Annotated in this window: 15 protein-coding genes; 9 read left to right on the plus strand and 6 right to left on the minus strand. The window is 65.4% G+C overall.

Annotated features, from left to right (window positions below; genetic code table 11):
- Positions 1-59: 59 nt before the first annotated feature.
- Positions 60-1,133 (plus strand): D-alanyl-D-alanine carboxypeptidase family protein, encoded by a 1,074-nt coding sequence (locus B0E48_RS03070; protein WP_139350134.1) that lies wholly within the window; start codon positions 60-62, stop codon positions 1,131-1,133.
- 138 nt (positions 1,134-1,271) lie between these two features.
- Here the strand turns inward: B0E48_RS03070 and B0E48_RS03075 are convergent, their stop codons facing one another.
- The 5 genes from B0E48_RS03075 to B0E48_RS03095 all read right to left on the minus strand — a co-directional run bounded on the left by B0E48_RS03075 (position 1,272) and on the right by B0E48_RS03095 (position 5,594).
- Positions 1,272-1,664: a hypothetical protein gene (locus B0E48_RS03075; RefSeq protein ID WP_077515947.1), complete on the minus strand. Its 393-nt coding sequence runs from the start codon at positions 1,662-1,664 to the stop codon at positions 1,272-1,274.
- Between the two features lie 300 nt (positions 1,665-1,964).
- Positions 1,965-2,882: a glutaminase gene (locus B0E48_RS03080; RefSeq protein ID WP_077515948.1), complete on the minus strand. Its 918-nt coding sequence runs from the start codon at positions 2,880-2,882 to the stop codon at positions 1,965-1,967.
- Between the two features lie 53 nt (positions 2,883-2,935).
- Complete coding sequence (gene phaZ / locus B0E48_RS03085) at positions 2,936-4,189, minus strand: polyhydroxyalkanoate depolymerase (protein WP_077515949.1); 1,254 nt, start codon at positions 4,187-4,189, stop codon at positions 2,936-2,938.
- Positions 4,190-4,277: 88 nt separating this feature from the next.
- Positions 4,278-5,036: a methyltransferase domain-containing protein gene (locus tag B0E48_RS03090; RefSeq protein WP_077515950.1), complete on the minus strand. Its 759-nt coding sequence runs from the start codon at positions 5,034-5,036 to the stop codon at positions 4,278-4,280.
- 54 nt (positions 5,037-5,090) lie between these two features.
- A complete protein-coding gene (locus B0E48_RS03095) occupies positions 5,091-5,594 on the minus strand; it encodes an RDD family protein (RefSeq protein ID WP_077515951.1) in 504 nt (167 codons plus the stop codon).
- Positions 5,595-5,644: 50 nt separating this feature from the next.
- Between B0E48_RS03095 and xerD the strand changes: the two genes are divergently transcribed.
- The 6 genes from xerD to B0E48_RS03125 all read left to right on the plus strand — a co-directional run bounded on the left by xerD (position 5,645) and on the right by B0E48_RS03125 (position 14,020).
- Positions 5,645-6,562 (plus strand): site-specific tyrosine recombinase XerD, encoded by a 918-nt coding sequence (gene xerD / locus B0E48_RS03100; protein WP_077516913.1) that lies wholly within the window; start codon positions 5,645-5,647, stop codon positions 6,560-6,562.
- Positions 6,537-7,418, plus strand: a complete 882-nt coding sequence (locus tag B0E48_RS03105) for a DsbC family protein (protein WP_343124586.1) — start codon at positions 6,537-6,539, stop codon at positions 7,416-7,418. The genes xerD and B0E48_RS03105 overlap by 26 nt, the downstream gene beginning before the upstream one ends.
- A 92-nt stretch (positions 7,419-7,510) precedes the next feature.
- Positions 7,511-11,374 carry a phosphoribosylformylglycinamidine synthase gene (gene purL, locus B0E48_RS03110; RefSeq protein WP_077515952.1) on the plus strand — a complete coding sequence of 1,288 codons (3,864 nt, stop codon included), beginning with the start codon at positions 7,511-7,513 and terminating at the stop codon, positions 11,372-11,374.
- Positions 11,375-11,403: 29 nt separating this feature from the next.
- Positions 11,404-12,141, plus strand: coding sequence for a hypothetical protein (locus B0E48_RS03115; protein ID WP_077515953.1), 738 nt, complete (start codon positions 11,404-11,406; stop codon positions 12,139-12,141).
- 92 nt (positions 12,142-12,233) lie between these two features.
- A complete protein-coding gene (locus B0E48_RS03120) occupies positions 12,234-13,115 on the plus strand; it encodes a glycosyltransferase family 2 protein (RefSeq protein WP_077516917.1) in 882 nt (293 codons plus the stop codon).
- Complete coding sequence (locus B0E48_RS03125) at positions 13,112-14,020, plus strand: DMT family transporter (RefSeq protein ID WP_077515954.1); 909 nt, start codon at positions 13,112-13,114, stop codon at positions 14,018-14,020. Before B0E48_RS03120 ends, B0E48_RS03125 begins: the two co-directional genes overlap by 4 nt.
- 4 nt (positions 14,021-14,024) lie before the next feature.
- Here B0E48_RS03125 and B0E48_RS03130 read toward each other — a convergent pair whose 3' ends face one another.
- Positions 14,025-14,501 carry a DUF2127 domain-containing protein gene (locus B0E48_RS03130; protein WP_077516918.1) on the minus strand — a complete coding sequence of 159 codons (477 nt, stop codon included), beginning with the start codon at positions 14,499-14,501 and terminating at the stop codon, positions 14,025-14,027.
- Positions 14,502-14,644: 143 nt separating this feature from the next.
- Here B0E48_RS03130 and iadA point away from each other — a divergent pair, with 143 nt between their 5' ends.
- Together iadA and B0E48_RS03140 are read left to right on the plus strand one after the other, a co-directional pair.
- A complete protein-coding gene (iadA, locus tag B0E48_RS03135) occupies positions 14,645-15,808 on the plus strand; it encodes a beta-aspartyl-peptidase (RefSeq protein WP_217317791.1) in 1,164 nt (387 codons plus the stop codon).
- Positions 15,809-15,887: 79 nt separating this feature from the next.
- Positions 15,888-16,736, plus strand: coding sequence for a cyanophycinase (locus B0E48_RS03140; RefSeq protein WP_077515956.1), 849 nt, complete (start codon positions 15,888-15,890; stop codon positions 16,734-16,736).
- The last annotated feature ends 14 nt before the right edge of the window (positions 16,737-16,750 follow it).

Here is a 16,750-nt window from a genome sequence, read left to right on the forward strand (position 1 = left end):
TGACAAGGTTGGCTATCAAGTTCATAAAGCCAGGGCGGTCGCTGCGCCGGCTGCGCGGCATGTTTGCAGCAGCGCTACTGGCTGGCCTCAGCAGCTTCATGGGTGTGGCCCATGCCGGCTACGCCGCCATCGTGGTCAATCCGGCGACTGGCCAGGTTCTCAGTGCGGTCAACGCCGACGAGCAGAATCATCCGGCTTCGCTGACCAAGATGATGACGCTCTACCTTACCTTCCAGGCGCTGCAGAATGGCAAGCTGCAGATCGATCAGCTGTTGCCGGTGTCGGCCTGGGCGGCGGCGAAGGCGCCGACCAAGCTTGGACTACGCGCAGGGCAGACGATCTCGGTGCGCGATTGCATCCTCGGCATGATCACGAAATCGGCCAATGATGCGGCGACCGTGATGGCTGAAGGACTCGGTGGCTCCGAGGACCACTTCGTCGAAATGATGAATGCGCAAGCCCTGCGCATCGGCATGACGGATACCCGTTTCGGCAATGCCTCCGGCTTGCCTGACCCGGATGACGCGACGACGACACGCGACATGGCGAAACTGGCCATCGCGCTGTATCACGACTTTCCGCAGGACACGCCTTATTTTGCGACCAAGGAATTCGTATTCCGCGGGCGGCTTGTGCGCGGTCACAATCATCTGATGGATCGCTATCCGGGCATGGATGGGCTGAAAACCGGCTTCACCGATGCGTCCGGCTTCAATCTGGCATCGACCGCAGTCAGGGATGGCCAGCGTCTTTTTGCTGTGGTGATGGGCGGCCGTACCGCAGCAGTTCGCGACAATCTGATGGCTCGATTGCTCGATGATGGTTTCGATCATCGCCAGACCCCGGCGATCCTGGTGGCTGAGGCTGGGAGTACTCATAGCAGCATGGCGCACCGGGTCCTGGCCGCGCTGTCCCCGATCGGAAGCGCCGAGGCTGAAGCGGTGCCGGTGCCGCAGCACCACCATCGCCGTGGCAAGCGCGACCCTGTCGCGCGCAACATCTGCACTCGGCATCGCGGCGTCACTTGTCCTCGCCGCAACCTCGCGGCCCATCCAAGGCGCAGCGCAACCAGGCTGGCCCACCGCAACACCAAGCGGTCGGTGATCATGGCCTCGAGTCACCGCAATTCATGATTGTCGCCCGCGTCTCGTAGGCTTGCTGCAATGCGGACGTCACTCCCGCAGCGTTTGGATGACGCCGCAAAGGTCTTCCTTCATCTGTTCAGCGGAGAAGGGGCCTGGAGTGCCGAAAAATACTGCTTTGCGGGCATTTCAGTGCGGTCTGTTGGTCGTGGCCAAAGCGCCTTGATCGCGTAACGTGCGCGCGGTTTGTAGCGCTTCGTCGTTCCCGCTGAACATCACGCGGCTTGCGCCACGCAGGCACTCGCGTTCGGCGGTTTCCACCACGTGCTCGCGTGCGGCGTAGGTTTGATCAAAATTGTGCAGGCCAAGCGCATTCGCCACTAATTGCTGGCTGGGTAGCTGGTGCGCAGTGCAATCAATGATCAGAGTGGATTGCGCCTGCACCCCGGATATCGGCAGTTGGCTGGCAAGGGCGACGGCGAGAATCAACAAGGCGATACATGCAAATTTCATGCTGGCATCCTCATGCTGGCGGTGCCGACCAGCAGCGCGTCGGCGCCGCCAGCATGCGACGGCGATCACGCGGATGCATGCGGGAATCCTTAGGGAATGATTGGGGTTGCCCGATGGCGCAAATAGTGCTGTCTGCAGACTATGTTGGAGTGAATATCCACGCTGCATAAGGGCTTCGTTATGGTTATGGATGACAGCCCCCTGTCATCCCCGACTGCATGAGCTTCGATGCTGTCGAGACCGAGAACCTCGGGCATCGCCTGCGGGTGGCTGGTGTGGAAGTCGCCCTGGAGCCAAAGGCGTTCGCTGCTGGTCAGTCAGCGTGGCCGTGTGTTCGGCCATGTGGATTCAGGCAATCGCCAACTGCAACTAGAAGATCGACAGCCCGGTCTTGGCCGTGAAGCGCTCCAACGCGGCGCTGCCGGCCAGTGAATTGCCCTTGGCGTTGAGCGCCGGCGACCACGCCGCCACCGCCAGCTGGTTCGGGATGACCCCGACGATGCCGCCACCGACGCCGCTCTTGCCGGGGATGCCTACGTGATAGGCGAAATCGCCGGCCGCGTCATAGGTGCCGCAGGTGAGCATCAGTGCATTGATGCGCTTGGCTTGATCCGACGAAAGTATGTTCTCGCCACTCCACGGGCAACGTCCCTGATTGGCCAGGAAAAGGAATCCGCGCGCCAGGTCCACGCAGCTCATCGCCAGCGAACACTGGTAGAAGTAGAAATCGAGGACGTCGTCGATCGCATGCTCGAGGTTGCCGAAGCTGCGGATGAAATTGGCCAGCGCGGCATTGCGGAAACCGTTGGCCTTCTCCGACAGCGCGACTTCCGTATCGTCGCGTATGCCGGGGTTGCCGCTGCAGCCGCGGATCGTGGCCAGCAACTGCGCGCGGGGATCTTTCCGCGTGGCGAGTACCACATCGGCAACGACGAGCGCGCCCGCATTGATGAAAGGATTGCGCGGGATTCCGTTTTCCAGCTCCAGCTGCACCAGCGAGTTGAACGCGTTGCCGGAGGGTTCGCGACCCACCCGTTGCCACAAGCTGTCGCCAATCGACTGCAGCGCCAGGGTCAGCGTGTATACCTTGGAGATGCTTTGTATCGAAAACGACTCGAAGGCATCGCCGGTCTGGTAGAGGCCGCCATCGAGCGTGACCACCGCCATGCCGAATTTCTCGCGCGGCACGCTGGCCAGGCGCGGTATGTAGTCCGCCACATGGCCCTGCGATAGCAGCGGCCGCACCTCGTCGCGGATTTCGTCCAGGATGGCTTGGTAGTCAGGCATGGCTATGCATACTTCCCGTGCAAGGCACGGGGAATCATGGCGGATTTGCGGGGTCAGCGCGCCGGGCGATCGAACTTGCGGATGAAGTCGCGCACCTGCGGGTAGACCGTCTCGCGCCAGCGACGGCCACTGAAGATGCCGTAGTGGCCGGCGCCCTCGACGACCTGGTGCGCACGCCGCGTGGCCGGGATGCCGCTGCACAGGTCATGCGCAGCCTGGGTCTGGCCGAGGCCCGAGATGTCGTCCAGCTCGCCCTCGACGGTGAGCAGCGCGCTGCGCTTGATCGCGGCCGGATTCACCCGCTCGCCGGCCACGTCCCACAGCCCGCGTGGCAGCAGGAACTGCTGGAATACCTTCTCGATCGTGTCGAGATAGAACTCGGCCGGCATATCCAGCACGGCGTTGTACTCGTCGTAGAACTTGCGGTGCGACTCGGCATCGTCGAGATCGCCGCGCACCAGGTCCTGGTAGAAATCCCAGTGCGAGTTGAGGTGCCGGTTGGGATTCATCGCGATGAACCCGGCGTGCTGCAGAAAACCGGGGTAGACCTCGCGACCGCGACCGGGATAGTTCGGCGGCACGGTATGGATCACGTTGCCCTTGAACCACGACAGCGGCTGGTGGGTCGCCAGGTTGTCGACGCTGGTGGGACTGCGTCGCGGGTCGATCGGGCCGCCCATCATGGTCAGGCTGCGCGGGGTGGGCTCGCCGCGTGCGGCCATCAGCGACACCGCCGCCAGCACCGGTACGGTCGGCTGGCACACCGAGATCACATGCAGCGAACTGGCGCCAATGTGCCGGATGAATTCCTCGACATAGGCGATGTAGTCGTCCAGGCCGAAGCTGCCCTCGGCGGTCGGCACCATGCGCGCGTCGACCCAGTCGGTGATGTAGACCTTGTGGTCACGCAATAGCGTGCGCACGGTGTCGCGCAGCAGCGTGGCGTGATGACCCGACAACGGTGCTACCACCAGCACCACCGGATCGGTCTTCATCTTCTCGATCGTGCCCTGATCGTCACTGAAGCGCTTGAAGCGCTTCAGCTGGCAGAACGGCTTGGCCAGCGCGACACGTTCGATCACCGCGATCTCGTGATCGTGCGCGGCGGCGGTATGCAGGTCGAATTCCGGTTTCTCGTAGTCCTTGCCGAGCCGGTGGATCAGTTCGTAGCCGGCGGCCATGCGCTGGGAACCCGGCAATTGCGCGAATGGGCTGCTGTTGTCGTTGAGCATGCTCGCGTTGGCCTGCGCGAAGTAACTCAGCGGGCCGAGGAAGGCGCGCTGCCATTCGTGGATTTGGTAAAGCATCGTGAGGGGTTGGCCGGAGACGAAAACGCTTCCATCTTAGCGCCGTTTCCCCTCGCCGTGTTGCGCCGCCGCAATCCCTTGTGCCAGCTCAATCAGTGACTTGGCGGTAACGGCAATGCAGCAGCAACTCGTCGACCCCTTGCGTATCCCCCAGCCCGGCGCGCCACTGCAGCGCCTTCTGGAAGCGCAGGCCGAGCGGCATGAACACCCGGTTGTACCACCACATCGCGCGCTCGCGCCGGTGGGTGAGGTACCACTGGCCGAGATCGAGCAGGCGCGAGGATTTCGGTTGCATGCCATAGACCGCGCTGTGTTCGATGGTGAAGCCGTGTTGCGCCAGCCGGGCGACGATCTGCGCCGGCTCGTAGCGCCGGCAATGGCCGACGAAATCATCGAACGCAGTCCAGGCTTCCGGATGCAGGGGCACTGACAGCAATACAGTGGCGCCCGGCATCGCCACCCGCGCCAGCTCGGCCAGCGCGCTATCGTCGTCGGCGACGTGCTCCAGGATGTCGAGCGCACAGATCAGGTCGAAACTGGCGTTCGCGCAGGGCAACGCGCCGATCATGCCGTGCACAGCATCCGCGCCACGCTGATGCAGACGTTGCAGTGCGGCGTGGCTGAGGTCGACGAAGCAGGTGCCTTGCAACGGTAACCGCGGACGCAGGCCAGGCGCCACCTCCAGCCGGCGGCTCGCGGTGCTGGCTAGTTGGTGCACCAATGGCCAGGTGTTGAAACGCTCCGGTTCGATCAGCGTGGCTTCGGCCCACAACGACTCGTAGAAGCCGCGGTTGACGCGGATCAGTTCGGCATCGCTGCGGTTTTCGGCAGGGCGTGAGCTGGGCATCGCCGGATTGAATCGGGTATGTGCTGAGCAGAATGTGAAACTTTGAACAGGCTCTTAGCGCAGCAAGCGGATTTCCGTATGCGCGGCAAGATCATGCAGGGCGCGCCGGCGTGGATCGAACAGCCCCACCGCAAACCAGCCGGCCCACACGATCAGCAGCGTCCATAGCGTCATATGCAGTCCAATCATCGGCTCCAGCATCAGCAGCACCAGCGGTGCCGCCGCCACCAGCACGCGGATCACCGCCTGTTGCAGGGAGGGGGTGCCGCCATCGTCGCGGGTGACCCGGATGCGCCACGGCCGCATGCCGACAGTCTGTCCACCACGGCGCCACGAGCTGACGAAGTACGCCGCCACAACCAGCGCTTGCAGTGCCTGATACCAGATCGGCACGATCGCCTTGCCGCCGGTACGGATCAGCTGGCCACCGGTGGCCAGCTGGCACAGCAGGCCGACCACCATCACGATCGCCACCACGATCAGCAGGTCGTAGACCAGCGCGAGCAGGCGACGCCACAGCGGGCAGGGAAGATCAGTGGTGTGCAGGATGGTCGGCATCGGTGATGGGTCGCTTGCGTAGTGCGCGCGCAATGCCCAGCATCGTGCGCATGAAGAAGGAAGAAAGCCGTACCAGTATCGCCGATGCCGATCGGCTGAGCATCGCCAGCTTCCTGGAACGGGTGTGGTCGGAGGATGGCCTGGCCGAGCGCACGCTGGAGGCGTACCGGCGTGATCTGGAAGCGCTGGCCGCCTGGCTGGCCGGTCGCGATCGCAACCTGCACACGGCCCGGCGCGAGGATATTTCCGCGTACCACGGTGCACGCACAGTCGCGGTGCGCTCGATCGCGCGGCGGCAGTCGGCGTTCCGTCGCTACTACGCGTTTCTCGCCCGCAGCGAGCCGGGTTTCGCCGATCCGACCTTGCTGATCGAGCGCCCGAAGATGCCGCGCAGCCTGCCAAAGGCCTTGGCCGAGCGCGAGATCGAAGGCTTGCTCAATGCGCCGGATCTGGCGGCCGCCCTGGGTCTGCGCGATCGCGCGATGCTGGAGCTGATGTACGCCTCCGGCCTGCGCGTGTCCGAACTGGTCGAGTTGCCGCTGACGGCACTGAATACACGCCAGGGTGTGCTGCGGGTCACCGGCAAGGGCGGCAAGGACCGGTTGGTGCCGGTCGGCGAGCTGGCGCTGGAACGCATTGCGGCCTATCTGGCCGACGTGCGCCCGCAGTTGGCCAAAGGCCGGCAACCGGCGGCGCTGTTCCTCAGCAAACGCGGCGAAGGCATGACTCGGCAGATGTTCTGGACCCTGGTGAAACGCTACGCGCTGACCGTCGGGATCAACCCGAAACGCATCTCGCCGCATGTGCTGCGGCATTCGTTCGCCACCCACCTGTTGAATCACGGCGCCGACCTGCGTGCACTGCAGATGTTGCTCGGTCATAGCTCACTCAGCACCACCCAGATCTACACGCTGGTGGCGAAGGAGGGCCTGAAACGGCTGCATGCGCAGCATCATCCGCGTGGGTGATGCGCGGCAGGGCGCTGGACCGGTTGTGCGAGAATGGGCCGGTTCCGCCAGCAACGTGCACGCGGAATGGACTGTCCTGAGGTTGATGATGTTGAAGAAACTGTTGCTGGCGGCATGTGTCGCTGGATTCGCATGCGGCGTCAGCGCGGCCGAGAGTGTTGCCAGCGTCGGTCCAGCGGTAACGCCGGCCGCCGAGAAGATGGTGCAGCAGGCGATCCACAGCCTGTCGGCGAAGGTCCGGGTCGACTCGATCCAGCCGGCGCCGATGCCAGGCTTCTACCAGGTAATTGCCTCGGGCCAGCTGGTCTACATCAGCGCCGATGGCAAGTATCTGCTGAACGGCGACCTGGTCGACCTGGGCCGGCATGAGAGTGCCAGTGACGCGGCCTGGGCGCGTTTCCGCAAGGACGAGCTGGCCAAGGTGCCGGCGTCTGCGCGCATCGTGTATGCGCCGGCGAACCCGAAGTACACGGTAACCGTGTTCACCGACGTCACCTGCGGATTCTGCCGGGCGTTGCACGAAGAGGTGGCGGCGTTCAACAAGGCAGGCATCGCAGTGGAATATCTGGCGTGGCCGCGCGAGGGCGTAACCACCACCGCCGGGCGTCCCACGCCGACCTATACCGAGATGGTGTCGGTATGGTGCGCGGCCGACCCCAAGGCGGCGCTCACCGCGGCGAAGCAAGGCCATGCACCGAAGCAGGCCAGTTGCGGCAATCCGGTCAAGGATGAATTCGATCTGGGCGTGAAGCTGGGCGTCAGCGGCACTCCCACGATCTTCGGCCCCGACGGCCGCACGCTCGGTGGCTACGTCACGCCGGAGCAGCTGTTGAAGGCGCTGCAACAGGGCGGCTGAGGCCATTCCGGCGCGGCATGCCGATGGCGCTTATGCCGTATTGCAGCATGAGCTAGAATAGGCGTTTCCATCGCCTAGCAGCCGTTCCCCGCATGATCGCACTCGACGGGCAGAGCGCCCTCTCGCCGTTCCGCCTCGAACGTCTGAATGCCCGTCTGGATGCCCTGCATCGTGGCGTGCGCGTGCAGGCGTCGTGGTTCGTCTACTTCATCGATGCCGACACCGCGCCGGAAGGAGCCTTGCGCCAGCGCCTGCTGAGCGTGCTGGAAGCGAAGGATGCCGCGCCGGAGCCGGCCACGCTATGGGTAGTGCCGCGACTCGGCACGATCTCGCCGTGGTCGAGCAAGGCCACCGATATCCTGCATGGTGCCGGTTTCGAAGTGCGCCGGGTGGAACGCGGGCTGGCCTGGCAGGTTGCCGGCCTGCCACCAGCCGAAGCGCCGGATCACGCCGCGATCATGGCGGTGCTGCACGACGCGATGACGCAGTCGGTGCTGACCCGCATCGAGGACGCGCAAGGCCTGTTCCTGGCCGGCTCGCCCGGTGACCTGGTGCATGTCGCACGTGGCGCCGATCCGCAGGCGGCACTGGCCGAGGCGAATACGCGGCTGGGCCTGGCGCTGGCCGACGACGAGATCGAATACCTGGTCGAGCGTTACGCCGAACTCGGTCGCGATCCCACCGACGCCGAGCTCTTCATGTTCGCGCAGGCGAATTCCGAGCATTGCCGGCACAAGGTATTCAACGCCAGCTGGACGGTGGACGGTGCGGAGCAGGACAAGAGCCTGTTCGGCATGATCAAGCACACCCACCAGCATTCGCCGGCGCATACGCTGTCCGCCTATTCGGACAACGCCGCGGTGATCGAGGGCAGCGTCGGCAAGCGTTTCTTCGCCGATCCGGTCGATGGCGTGTGGCGCGGCCACGAAGAGCGTATCGATTTCGCGATCAAGGTGGAGACGCACAATCACCCCACCGCGATCGCACCGTGGCCTGGCGCGGCCACTGGTGCCGGTGGTGAGATCCGCGACGAGGGCGCCACCGGCCGCGGCGGCAAGCCGAAGGCCGGCCTCACCGGTTTCTCGGTGTCCGACCTGCGCATCCCCGGGCATCCGCAGCCGTGGGAAGTGAATCGTCCGCTGCCGCCGCGCATGGCCAGCGCGTTCGAGATCATGCGCGACGGCCCGCTCGGCGCCGCCGCGTTCAACAACGAATTCGGCCGGCCGTGTCTGGGCGGGTATTTCCGCAGCTACGAGCACGAGACCGGTGAAGCGGGCCTGCGTCGTGGCTACGACAAGCCGATCATGCTTGCCGGTGGCCTCGCCAACCTGCGCGCCGGCGATGTGCTGAAGCGCCCGGTGCAGCCGGGCAACAAGGTGATCGTGCTGGGCGGCCCGGCGATGCTGATCGGCCTCGGCGGCGGCGCCGCTTCTTCGGTCGCCGGCGGTGCATCCAGTGCCGAGCTCGACTTCGCCTCGGTGCAGCGCGACAACGCCGAGATGGAACGGCGCTGCCAGGAAGTCATCGACGCCTGCTGCGCGCGCGGCGAGAACAATCCGATCGTCAGTGTGCATGACGTCGGTGCCGGCGGCCTGTCCAACGCGATCCCCGAACTGCTCAACGACGCTGGCGTCGGCGGCGTGATCGACCTGTCGCAGATCCCCTGCGACGACCCGTCGCTGTCGCCGATGCAGGTGTGGAGCAACGAGTCGCAGGAGCGCTACGTGCTGGCGATCGGCCCGGAAAACCTGGCCGAATTCGAGGCGATGTGCGTGCGCGAACGCTGCCCGTACGCGGTGGTCGGCGACGCCACGGTCGAGCGCCGGCTGCTGTTGACCGATCCGCGCCGCGAACTGACCGTGATCGACCTGCCGATGGACGTGCTGTTCGGCAAGCCGCCGCGGATGCATCGCGATGCGAAGCGGATCAAGCCGCGCGTCGACCTGCTGCCGGACCTGTCTGGCATCGGCATGGATGAGGCGCTGCTGCGCGTGCTGCGCCTGCCCACCGTGGGCAGCAAGAACTTCCTGATCACGATCGGCGACCGTACCGTCGGTGGCCTGAATCATCGCGATCCGATGGTCGGTCCGTGGCAGGTGCCGGTGGCCGATTGCGCGGTGACCATCGCCGATTTCAACGGCTATGCAGGCGAGGCGATGGCGATGGCCGAGCGCGCGCCAGTGGCGTTGCTCAGCAGTCCCGACGCGGCGCGCCTGGCCGTCGGTGAGGCGATCACCAACCTGGCCGCCGCACCGATCGCCAGCCTCGGCGAGATCCGCCTCTCGGCAAACTGGATGGCGGCGGTGAATCATCCGGGCGAAGACGCTGCCCTGTTCGATGCGGTGAAGGCAGTCGGCATGGAGCTGTGCCCGCAGCTGGACATCTCGATCCCGGTCGGCAAGGACTCGCTATCGATGCAGACCGTGTGGCAGGACGGCGATACGCCGCAGCGCACGGTATCACCGGTATCGCTGGTGATCACCGGCTTCGCCCGCGTCACCGACGTGCGCCGCACACTGACCCCGCAGCTCAAGCTCGATCGCGGCAATTCGGCACTGTGGCTGATCGATCTGGGCGCCGGACGCGACCGCCTCGGCGGCTCCGCGCTGACCCAGGTGTTCAACCGCTCAGGCGGCGTGCCGCCGGATCTGGATGACGCCAAGCAGCTGAAGGCGCTGTTCGAACTGGTGCAGGAGGCGAATGCCGGTGGCCTGCTGCTGGCCTATCACGATCGTTCCGATGGCGGTGTCATCACCACCTTGCTGGAGATGGCCTTTGCCGGCCACTGCGGCCTGGAGATCCAGCTGGACGGCTGGGCCGAGGCGACGTTGCGCGCACTGTTCAACGAGGAACTCGGCGCGGTGATGCAGGTGGCCGAAGCGAATCGCGAAGCGTTCGAGGCCTTGCTGGTGAAATATGGCCTGGCCGGCATCAGCTATCGCATCGGTCGCCCGAAGGAAAAGCTCGGCATCAAGCTGTTCCACGGTGTCGACACCATGTTCAAGTGGAACTGGAACACGCTGTTCAAGGCATGGAACGAGACCAGTCATGCGATGCAGCGCCTGCGCGACAACCCGCAGAGTGCCGATGCGGAGCAGGCGTGGCGGCTCGACGATGCCGATCCGGGCATCACGCCGAAACTCAGCTTCAATCCCGTCGATGACGTGGCCGCGGCGCTGATCAACAGCGGCGCGCGTCCGCGCATCGCGATCCTGCGCGAGCAGGGCGTCAACGGCCAGGTCGAGATGGCGGCCGCGTTCACCCGCGCCGGCTTCGATGCGGTCGACGTGCACATGTCCGATCTGGCCAGTGGCCGAATCAAGCTGGCGGACTTTCGCGGTTTCGCTGCCTGCGGCGGGTTCTCCTACGGCGACGTACTCGGCGCGGGTCGCGGCTGGGCTACCTCGATCCTGTACAACGAGATGCTGCGCGCGCAGTTCGCCGCGTTCTTCGCCGACCCGACGAAATTCGCGCTCGGCGTGTGCAACGGCTGCCAGATGATGGCGCAGCTGAAGGAGATCATTCCGGGCGCACAGCACTGGCCGAAGTTCCTGCGCAATGCGTCGGAGCAATACGAATCGCGGCTGGTCACGCTGGAGATCCTCGATACGCCGAGCCTGTTCTTCAAGGGCATGGTCGGCTCGCGGATTCCGGTGGCGGTGGCGCACGGCGAAGGCCGGGTCAGCTTTCCGCAGGTGTGCAGCCCGTCGAAGTCGAACGGTGCGGTGCGCTTCGTCGACAACCGCGGCAAGCCGACCGAAAACTTTCCGCTCAACACCAATGGCTCGCCCGGCGGTCTGGCTGGCTTCACCGCTGCCGACGGCCGCGTGACGATCATGATGCCGCACCCCGAGCGCGTATTCCGCAGCGTGCAGCTGAGCTGGCATCCAGACAGCTGGGGCGAGGACTCACCGTGGATGCGCATGTTCCGCAACGCCCGCGTGTGGTGCGGCTGACCGTTTATCACGCGTCGCGGCGCTGAGCGATGGCCCCGCGCCGCCCGATCGCATGGAACCTGCTGCTGCCGGCGCTGGCTTGGGCCGGCTTGCTGGCGCTGTTGCCGTGGTGGATTGGGCTGCCGCTGCTGCTTGCGCTGATGGCGGTGCTGCTGTTGCGGCCGCAGCGTCTGGCCGGACATGCACCCTTGCTGCGTGGTGGTCTGCGCTGGGGCCTGGCGGGTGTATTGCTTGCGCTGCAGCGAGCATTCGGCGGCGATGCGTTTGCATGGGGTGCGGCCTTGCTCGGTGCGCTGGCCGGCTACACCTTGCTGGCTGGCATGGAGGCGTGGCTGGATCGGGCGCAGCGTCACGATCCGGCCGCCGCGACATCCGCCGAATGGCCCGAGCTGGCGCTGGCGCCGATCGGTCCGGTCGCGGAAATCATCGAGCTGCAGTTGCCGGTCTGGCAGTCGACAGATGAGGGGCTGACCGATCCGCTCGCCCATCGCGTGGAATACCGCAGCGGCAATTTCCAGTTTGCCGACGGCAGCGGGATCGACGGCGTCGGTCCGCACGCAGCGTTCAGTCCGGTGGGACGCTGGTTCGTGGCGCGCATGCCCAACGACCATGGCATCGTGCTGTGGGATCGTGAGCACCATCGTAGACATCGCCTGCGCGGCTGGCGGTTGTGCGGCTGGCATCACGAACAGCCGTGGTTGTGTCGACGTGAAGGCGACATGCCGCTGGCGCTGCCGGCCGTACTGGGCCAGGACGACGAGGACTGAGCGCGGGCCGTCGTTCGCGCTCGATCATCCTGATTATTTAGCGGCAAGCGGTTCTCCCGCCGCGTGTCTCCGCGCATACTTGCAGGGTGGATATTTCTGCCTCACATCATTCGCCATTCTCGCTGGCGCTCAGCGTCATCGTGGTATCCGCCGACAGTGGCCCGACACTGCGCGCATGCGTGCGCCAGCTGCTGGCCAGTAGTCTGTCGCTGGAACTGATCCTGATCGACAACGCCTCGCGTGACGGCGTGCCGGCAGCGATCGAACGCGCCTACGCACACGACGCGCGGCTCAAGGTGGTCTACAACCACAAGAATCTAGGTTTCGGTCCGGCGGTGAACCTGGCCGCCAGGCAGGCCGGAGGACAGGCCCTGCTGGTGCTCAACCCCGATTGCCTGGTGCAGGACGGGGACCTGCATCGACTGCTGACGCTGCTGGCGGCCCGGCCGAAAGCCGGCCTGATCGGTGCGGTGGTGTGCGATGACGATGGTCGTCCCGATCCGGCTTCATGGCGGCGCGATCCGTTGCTGCAGCGTTCGCTCAACAGTCTGCTCGGCCGACCCGGTGAGACGGTCAATGTGGAGCAGGAGATACCCGCCGAAGTGATCGAGACCGAAGCGGTGTCGGGCGCGTTGATGCTGATGACGCGGGAGATGTTCCAGCGTCTTGGCGGTTTCGACGAGCGCTATTTCCTGCATTGCGAGGATCTCGATCTGTGTCGTCGCGTGCGCGACATTGGCTATCAGGTGCTGCTGGCCGGCGATGTCCGCGTGTTGCACGGCAAGGGCAGTTCCAGCCGGCACCGGCCCGTGTTCGTCAGCCGCCACAAGCACCGCGGCATGTGGCGCTGGTTCCGCAAGCACGACCCGGCGGCGCGCAAGCCGCTGGTGGCTGCGGCAGTGTGGCTGGGTATCTGGGCGCACTTCCTGCTGCAGGTTCCCGGGCAGCTGTGGCGGCGGTTGCTGCGTCGATGACGGCGTCGCGACGGATCACCGCGCTGGCGACGATCGGTCTGCTGGCGATGACCGCGGTGTGGGGCTCGACCTTCGTGCTGATCAAGGACGTGGTCGCGCGCATGTCGGTGGCGGATTTTCTCGCCGTGCGTTTTTCCATCGCCGCGCTGGTGATGCTGGCGCTGTTCGCGCAGCCGGTATGGCGGCTTGGCCGCAAGCAGGTCCAGCGCGGCCTGCTGCTCGGTGTCGTCTACGGTGCTGGTCAGCTGCTGCAGACCTGGGGTTTGTCCATGATTGCGCCCAGCATCAGCGGTTTCGCCACTGGCATGTATGTGGTGTTCACGCCGATCCTGGCGATGCTGTTGCTGCGTCAGCGTATGGCCGGCGTCGTCTGGCTGGCGGTGCTGCTGTCCACCGCCGGGCTGGCGTTGTTGTCGCTCAATGGCGTCTCGGTGGATCTGGGCGTATGGCTGACGCTGGCCTCGGCTGCGCTGTATGGCCTGCACATCGTCGGGCTGGGCCAGTGGTCGCGCCAGGGCGAGGCGTTCGGCATGTCGGCGGTGCAGATGGTGGCGATCGCCGCGGTCTGCCTGCTCGCCACCGTACCGCGGGGGCCGCTGCAGCCGCCTGACCCCAGCGCATGGTTTGCGGTGCTGTACATGGCGCTGATCGCTGGCGCCGGCGCGATGCTGATGCAGACCTGGGCGCAGTCGCACCTGCCAGCCACCCGTGCGGCGATCGTGATGACCACCGAACCGGTGTTCGCCGCCGCCTTCGCGGTGGCGCTGGGCAGCGATGTGCTGAGTTGGCGCATGCTGGCTGGCGGCGGCCTGATCCTGGCGGCGATGTATCTGGTCGAGCTGATGCCGCGGCGCGGCGAACGCGCCGACGCAATGCCGGCCGAAGCGGTGCATCACGAGGTGTGACGGCTCAGTTCTTCGTGCGCGGCTGCAGTGCGATGCGCACCAGGTAGACGATGATGATCACGTTGCCGACCAGGGTGGCCAGCTTGAGCCAACCGAAACGGTGCAGCGTTTCGTACAGTTCCAGCGGGATCAGCGAGCCGGTGGCGATCACCGTGAACCATTCCGCCCAGTGCTTGCCCAGCCACAGGCCGATGCCCTCGATGCCGAAGATCACCGCATAGGCCAGCGCCACGATGCCGATCGCGACGAACTTGCTCGGCCCCATCTCCTGCAGCAGGTTGACCAGCTTCCAGCGCAGGCCGTCGGTATCGACCAGCGAGAGGTGTTCCAGCCAGTGCACCAGGTGATCGAAGTTCTGCGTGCGGTTCAGATGGAATGCGGCGAGCGCCACCAGGATCAGGCCGAGCGTCTTGACCGCCTCGTAGATTGCGATCACACGCAGGCCGACATGCCGGGGTTCGTGCTGGGGCATGGACGTCATGGGGAGATCGCCGGGGTGGTGGGCAGCGCGGATGATCGAAAGCTCATGGCCCATTGTCGCCGCCGTGGAAGGATTGGTCGAGGTGGCATCCGGCATCCCTTGACGCCATCGCGGGTGATCGGCACGCTGCAACGATGAATCTCATGCTGTTACGCAATGCGCAGGTCCATGCGCCCGAACCGCTGGGGCAGCAACATCTGCTGCTGGGTGGCGGTCGCATCCTGTGGATGGGCGCGGCATTGTCCGAGCTGCCAGCCACGCTGGCAGTGGAGACGATCGACCTGCAGGGGCGCCGGCTGATTCCCGGGCTGATCGATGCACACGTGCATGTGACTGGTGGCGGTGGCGAGGCGGGTTTCCGTACACGCGTGCCGCCGCTGGGCGTGTCGCGCTTCACTCGCGCCGGCATCACCACGGTGATCGGCCTGCTCGGTACCGACGATGTGGCGCGCGGCCCGCGCGATCTGCTGGCGACGGTGTACGCGTTGCGCGAGGAAGGGTTGAGTGCACTGGCCTTCACCGGCGGCTATCACGTGCCCCCGCGCACGTTGACAGGCAGCGTGCGCGGCGACCTGGTGTTGATCGAGGCGTTGATCGGCATCGGCGAAGTGGCGATCAGCGATCACCGCTCCAGTCAGCCGACGCTGGATGAATTGCTGCGGCTGGCTGCCGATGCGCACGTCGCCGGACTGATGACCGGCAAGGCTGGCGTGCTGCACCTGCATCTGGGCGATGGTCCACGCGGGCTGGAACTGGTGCGCCGCGCGCTGGCGCAGAGCGAATTGCCGCCACGCGTGTTCCATCCCACCCACGTGAACCGGCGCAAGGCGCTGTTCGACGAGGCCTTGGAGTTGGCCGCACACGGCTGCACGATCGACCTCACCGCATTTCCGGTCGAGGAGGGCGAGGACGCCTGGAGCGCGGCGGATGGCTTGATCCGTTTCCTGGACAGTCCGGCTCCGGCCGAACGGATCACGGTCAGTTCCGATGCTGGTGGCTGCCTGCCGGTGTTCGACGGTGACGGCCATGTCTGTCGCATGGGCGTGGGCGAATCCGGCGCGCTGCTGGAAACCTTGAACGAGGTGCTGGCGCGTGGCGTGCCGCTGGAGCGCGCACTGCCGGCGTTCACCAGCAATCCGGCGCGGTTGTTGCGGTTGGCCGCCAAGGGCCAGATCCGGGTCGGCGCCGATGCGGACTTGGTGGCGCTGGACGCTACCGGCGCCGCGCATGATGTAATAGCCGGCGGCGTCGTGCATGTGCGCGACGGCCACATTGAACATTGCGGCACGTTCGAGAACGCCATTTAGACGTTCGATGCGTCAGCATGGATCGCATGATCCGACCGACTCAGAGAACCGTATGACATCGAAAGAAGTAGAGAGCCAGATGAGTCCCAGCAGGGTGATAGAAGGGGAGCAGCGCGGCTGGATCGTACCGATCGGCGGCGCGGAGGAGAAAGAGAACGACCCGCGCATTCTTGAGCGTTTCGTTCGCCTGTGCGGCGGCACCGTTGCGAATATCGTGGTGATTCCGACGGCGAGTCAGCTTGCCGATACGGGGTCTCGTTACGAGAAATTGTTCACCGGCCTGGGCGCCGGTGAGGTCAGCGTGCTCGATTTCGACATGCGTCGCGACGCGGTGGAGAAGAATCGGTTGGAGCGGCTCGATCAGGCTACCGGCATCTTCTTCACCGGGGGCAACCAGTTGCGCCTGTCGACTATGCTTGGCGGCACGCCGGTGGCGCAACGCATCCGCGCATTGAATGCGCGTGGCGTGCACGTCGGTGGCACCAGCGCAGGCGCCAGCATCCTCAGCGAGCACATGATCGCGTTCGGCAAGGAAGGCCTGTCACCCACCGCCGGCAGCGTGCGGCTGGCACCGGGGCTGGGCCTGACCAACCGTTTCATCATCGACCAGCATTTCAGCCAGCGCGACCGGCTCGGCCGGTTGATGGCCGCACTGGCGTACAACCCATATGCGGTCGGCATCGGTCTGGACGAGGACACCGCTGCATTCATTCGCCCTGACAACACGGTCGAGGTCGAGGGTAGCGGTGCGGTTACCGTGCTGGATGCGGGTAATCTGCAGTTCTCCTCGATGGCCGAGGCTGGCGAGCACGATACGGTGTGCATGCTGGGCATGACCATCCATGTGCTGATCGCCGGGGCCACGTTCAACATGCAGACGCGCCACGCCTCGGCGGGTACGCTGGCGACACCGAAACAAATTGCCTGAAGCGAGCCTGCAGC

Source organism: Rhodanobacter sp. C03, assembly GCF_002001175.1.
Taxonomy (GTDB): domain Bacteria; phylum Pseudomonadota; class Gammaproteobacteria; order Xanthomonadales; family Rhodanobacteraceae; genus Rhodanobacter.

Excerpts from the sequence above, each read along its gene's own strand:
- B0E48_RS03070 (WP_139350134.1), top strand. The coding sequence starts at position 60 with ATGTTTGCAGCAGCGCTACTGGCTGGCCTCAGCAGCTTCATGGGTGTG.
- B0E48_RS03080 (WP_077515948.1), bottom strand. The coding sequence starts at position 2,882 with ATGCCTGACTACCAAGCCATCCTGGACGAAATCCGCGACGAGGTGCGG.
- phaZ (WP_077515949.1), bottom strand. The coding sequence starts at position 4,189 with ATGCTTTACCAAATCCACGAATGGCAGCGCGCCTTCCTCGGCCCGCTG.
- B0E48_RS03090 (WP_077515950.1), bottom strand. The coding sequence starts at position 5,036 with ATGCCCAGCTCACGCCCTGCCGAAAACCGCAGCGATGCCGAACTGATC.
- B0E48_RS03095 (WP_077515951.1), bottom strand. The coding sequence starts at position 5,594 with ATGCCGACCATCCTGCACACCACTGATCTTCCCTGCCCGCTGTGGCGT.
- xerD (WP_077516913.1), top strand. The coding sequence starts at position 5,645 with ATGAAGAAGGAAGAAAGCCGTACCAGTATCGCCGATGCCGATCGGCTG.
- B0E48_RS03105 (WP_343124586.1), top strand. The coding sequence starts at position 6,537 with ATGCGCAGCATCATCCGCGTGGGTGATGCGCGGCAGGGCGCTGGACCG.
- purL (WP_077515952.1), top strand. The coding sequence starts at position 7,511 with ATGATCGCACTCGACGGGCAGAGCGCCCTCTCGCCGTTCCGCCTCGAA.
- B0E48_RS03115 (WP_077515953.1), top strand. The coding sequence starts at position 11,404 with ATGGCCCCGCGCCGCCCGATCGCATGGAACCTGCTGCTGCCGGCGCTG.
- B0E48_RS03125 (WP_077515954.1), top strand. The coding sequence starts at position 13,112 with ATGACGGCGTCGCGACGGATCACCGCGCTGGCGACGATCGGTCTGCTG.
- B0E48_RS03130 (WP_077516918.1), bottom strand. The coding sequence starts at position 14,501 with ATGACGTCCATGCCCCAGCACGAACCCCGGCATGTCGGCCTGCGTGTG.
- iadA (WP_217317791.1), top strand. The coding sequence starts at position 14,645 with ATGCTGTTACGCAATGCGCAGGTCCATGCGCCCGAACCGCTGGGGCAG.
- B0E48_RS03140 (WP_077515956.1), top strand. The coding sequence starts at position 15,888 with ATGAGTCCCAGCAGGGTGATAGAAGGGGAGCAGCGCGGCTGGATCGTA.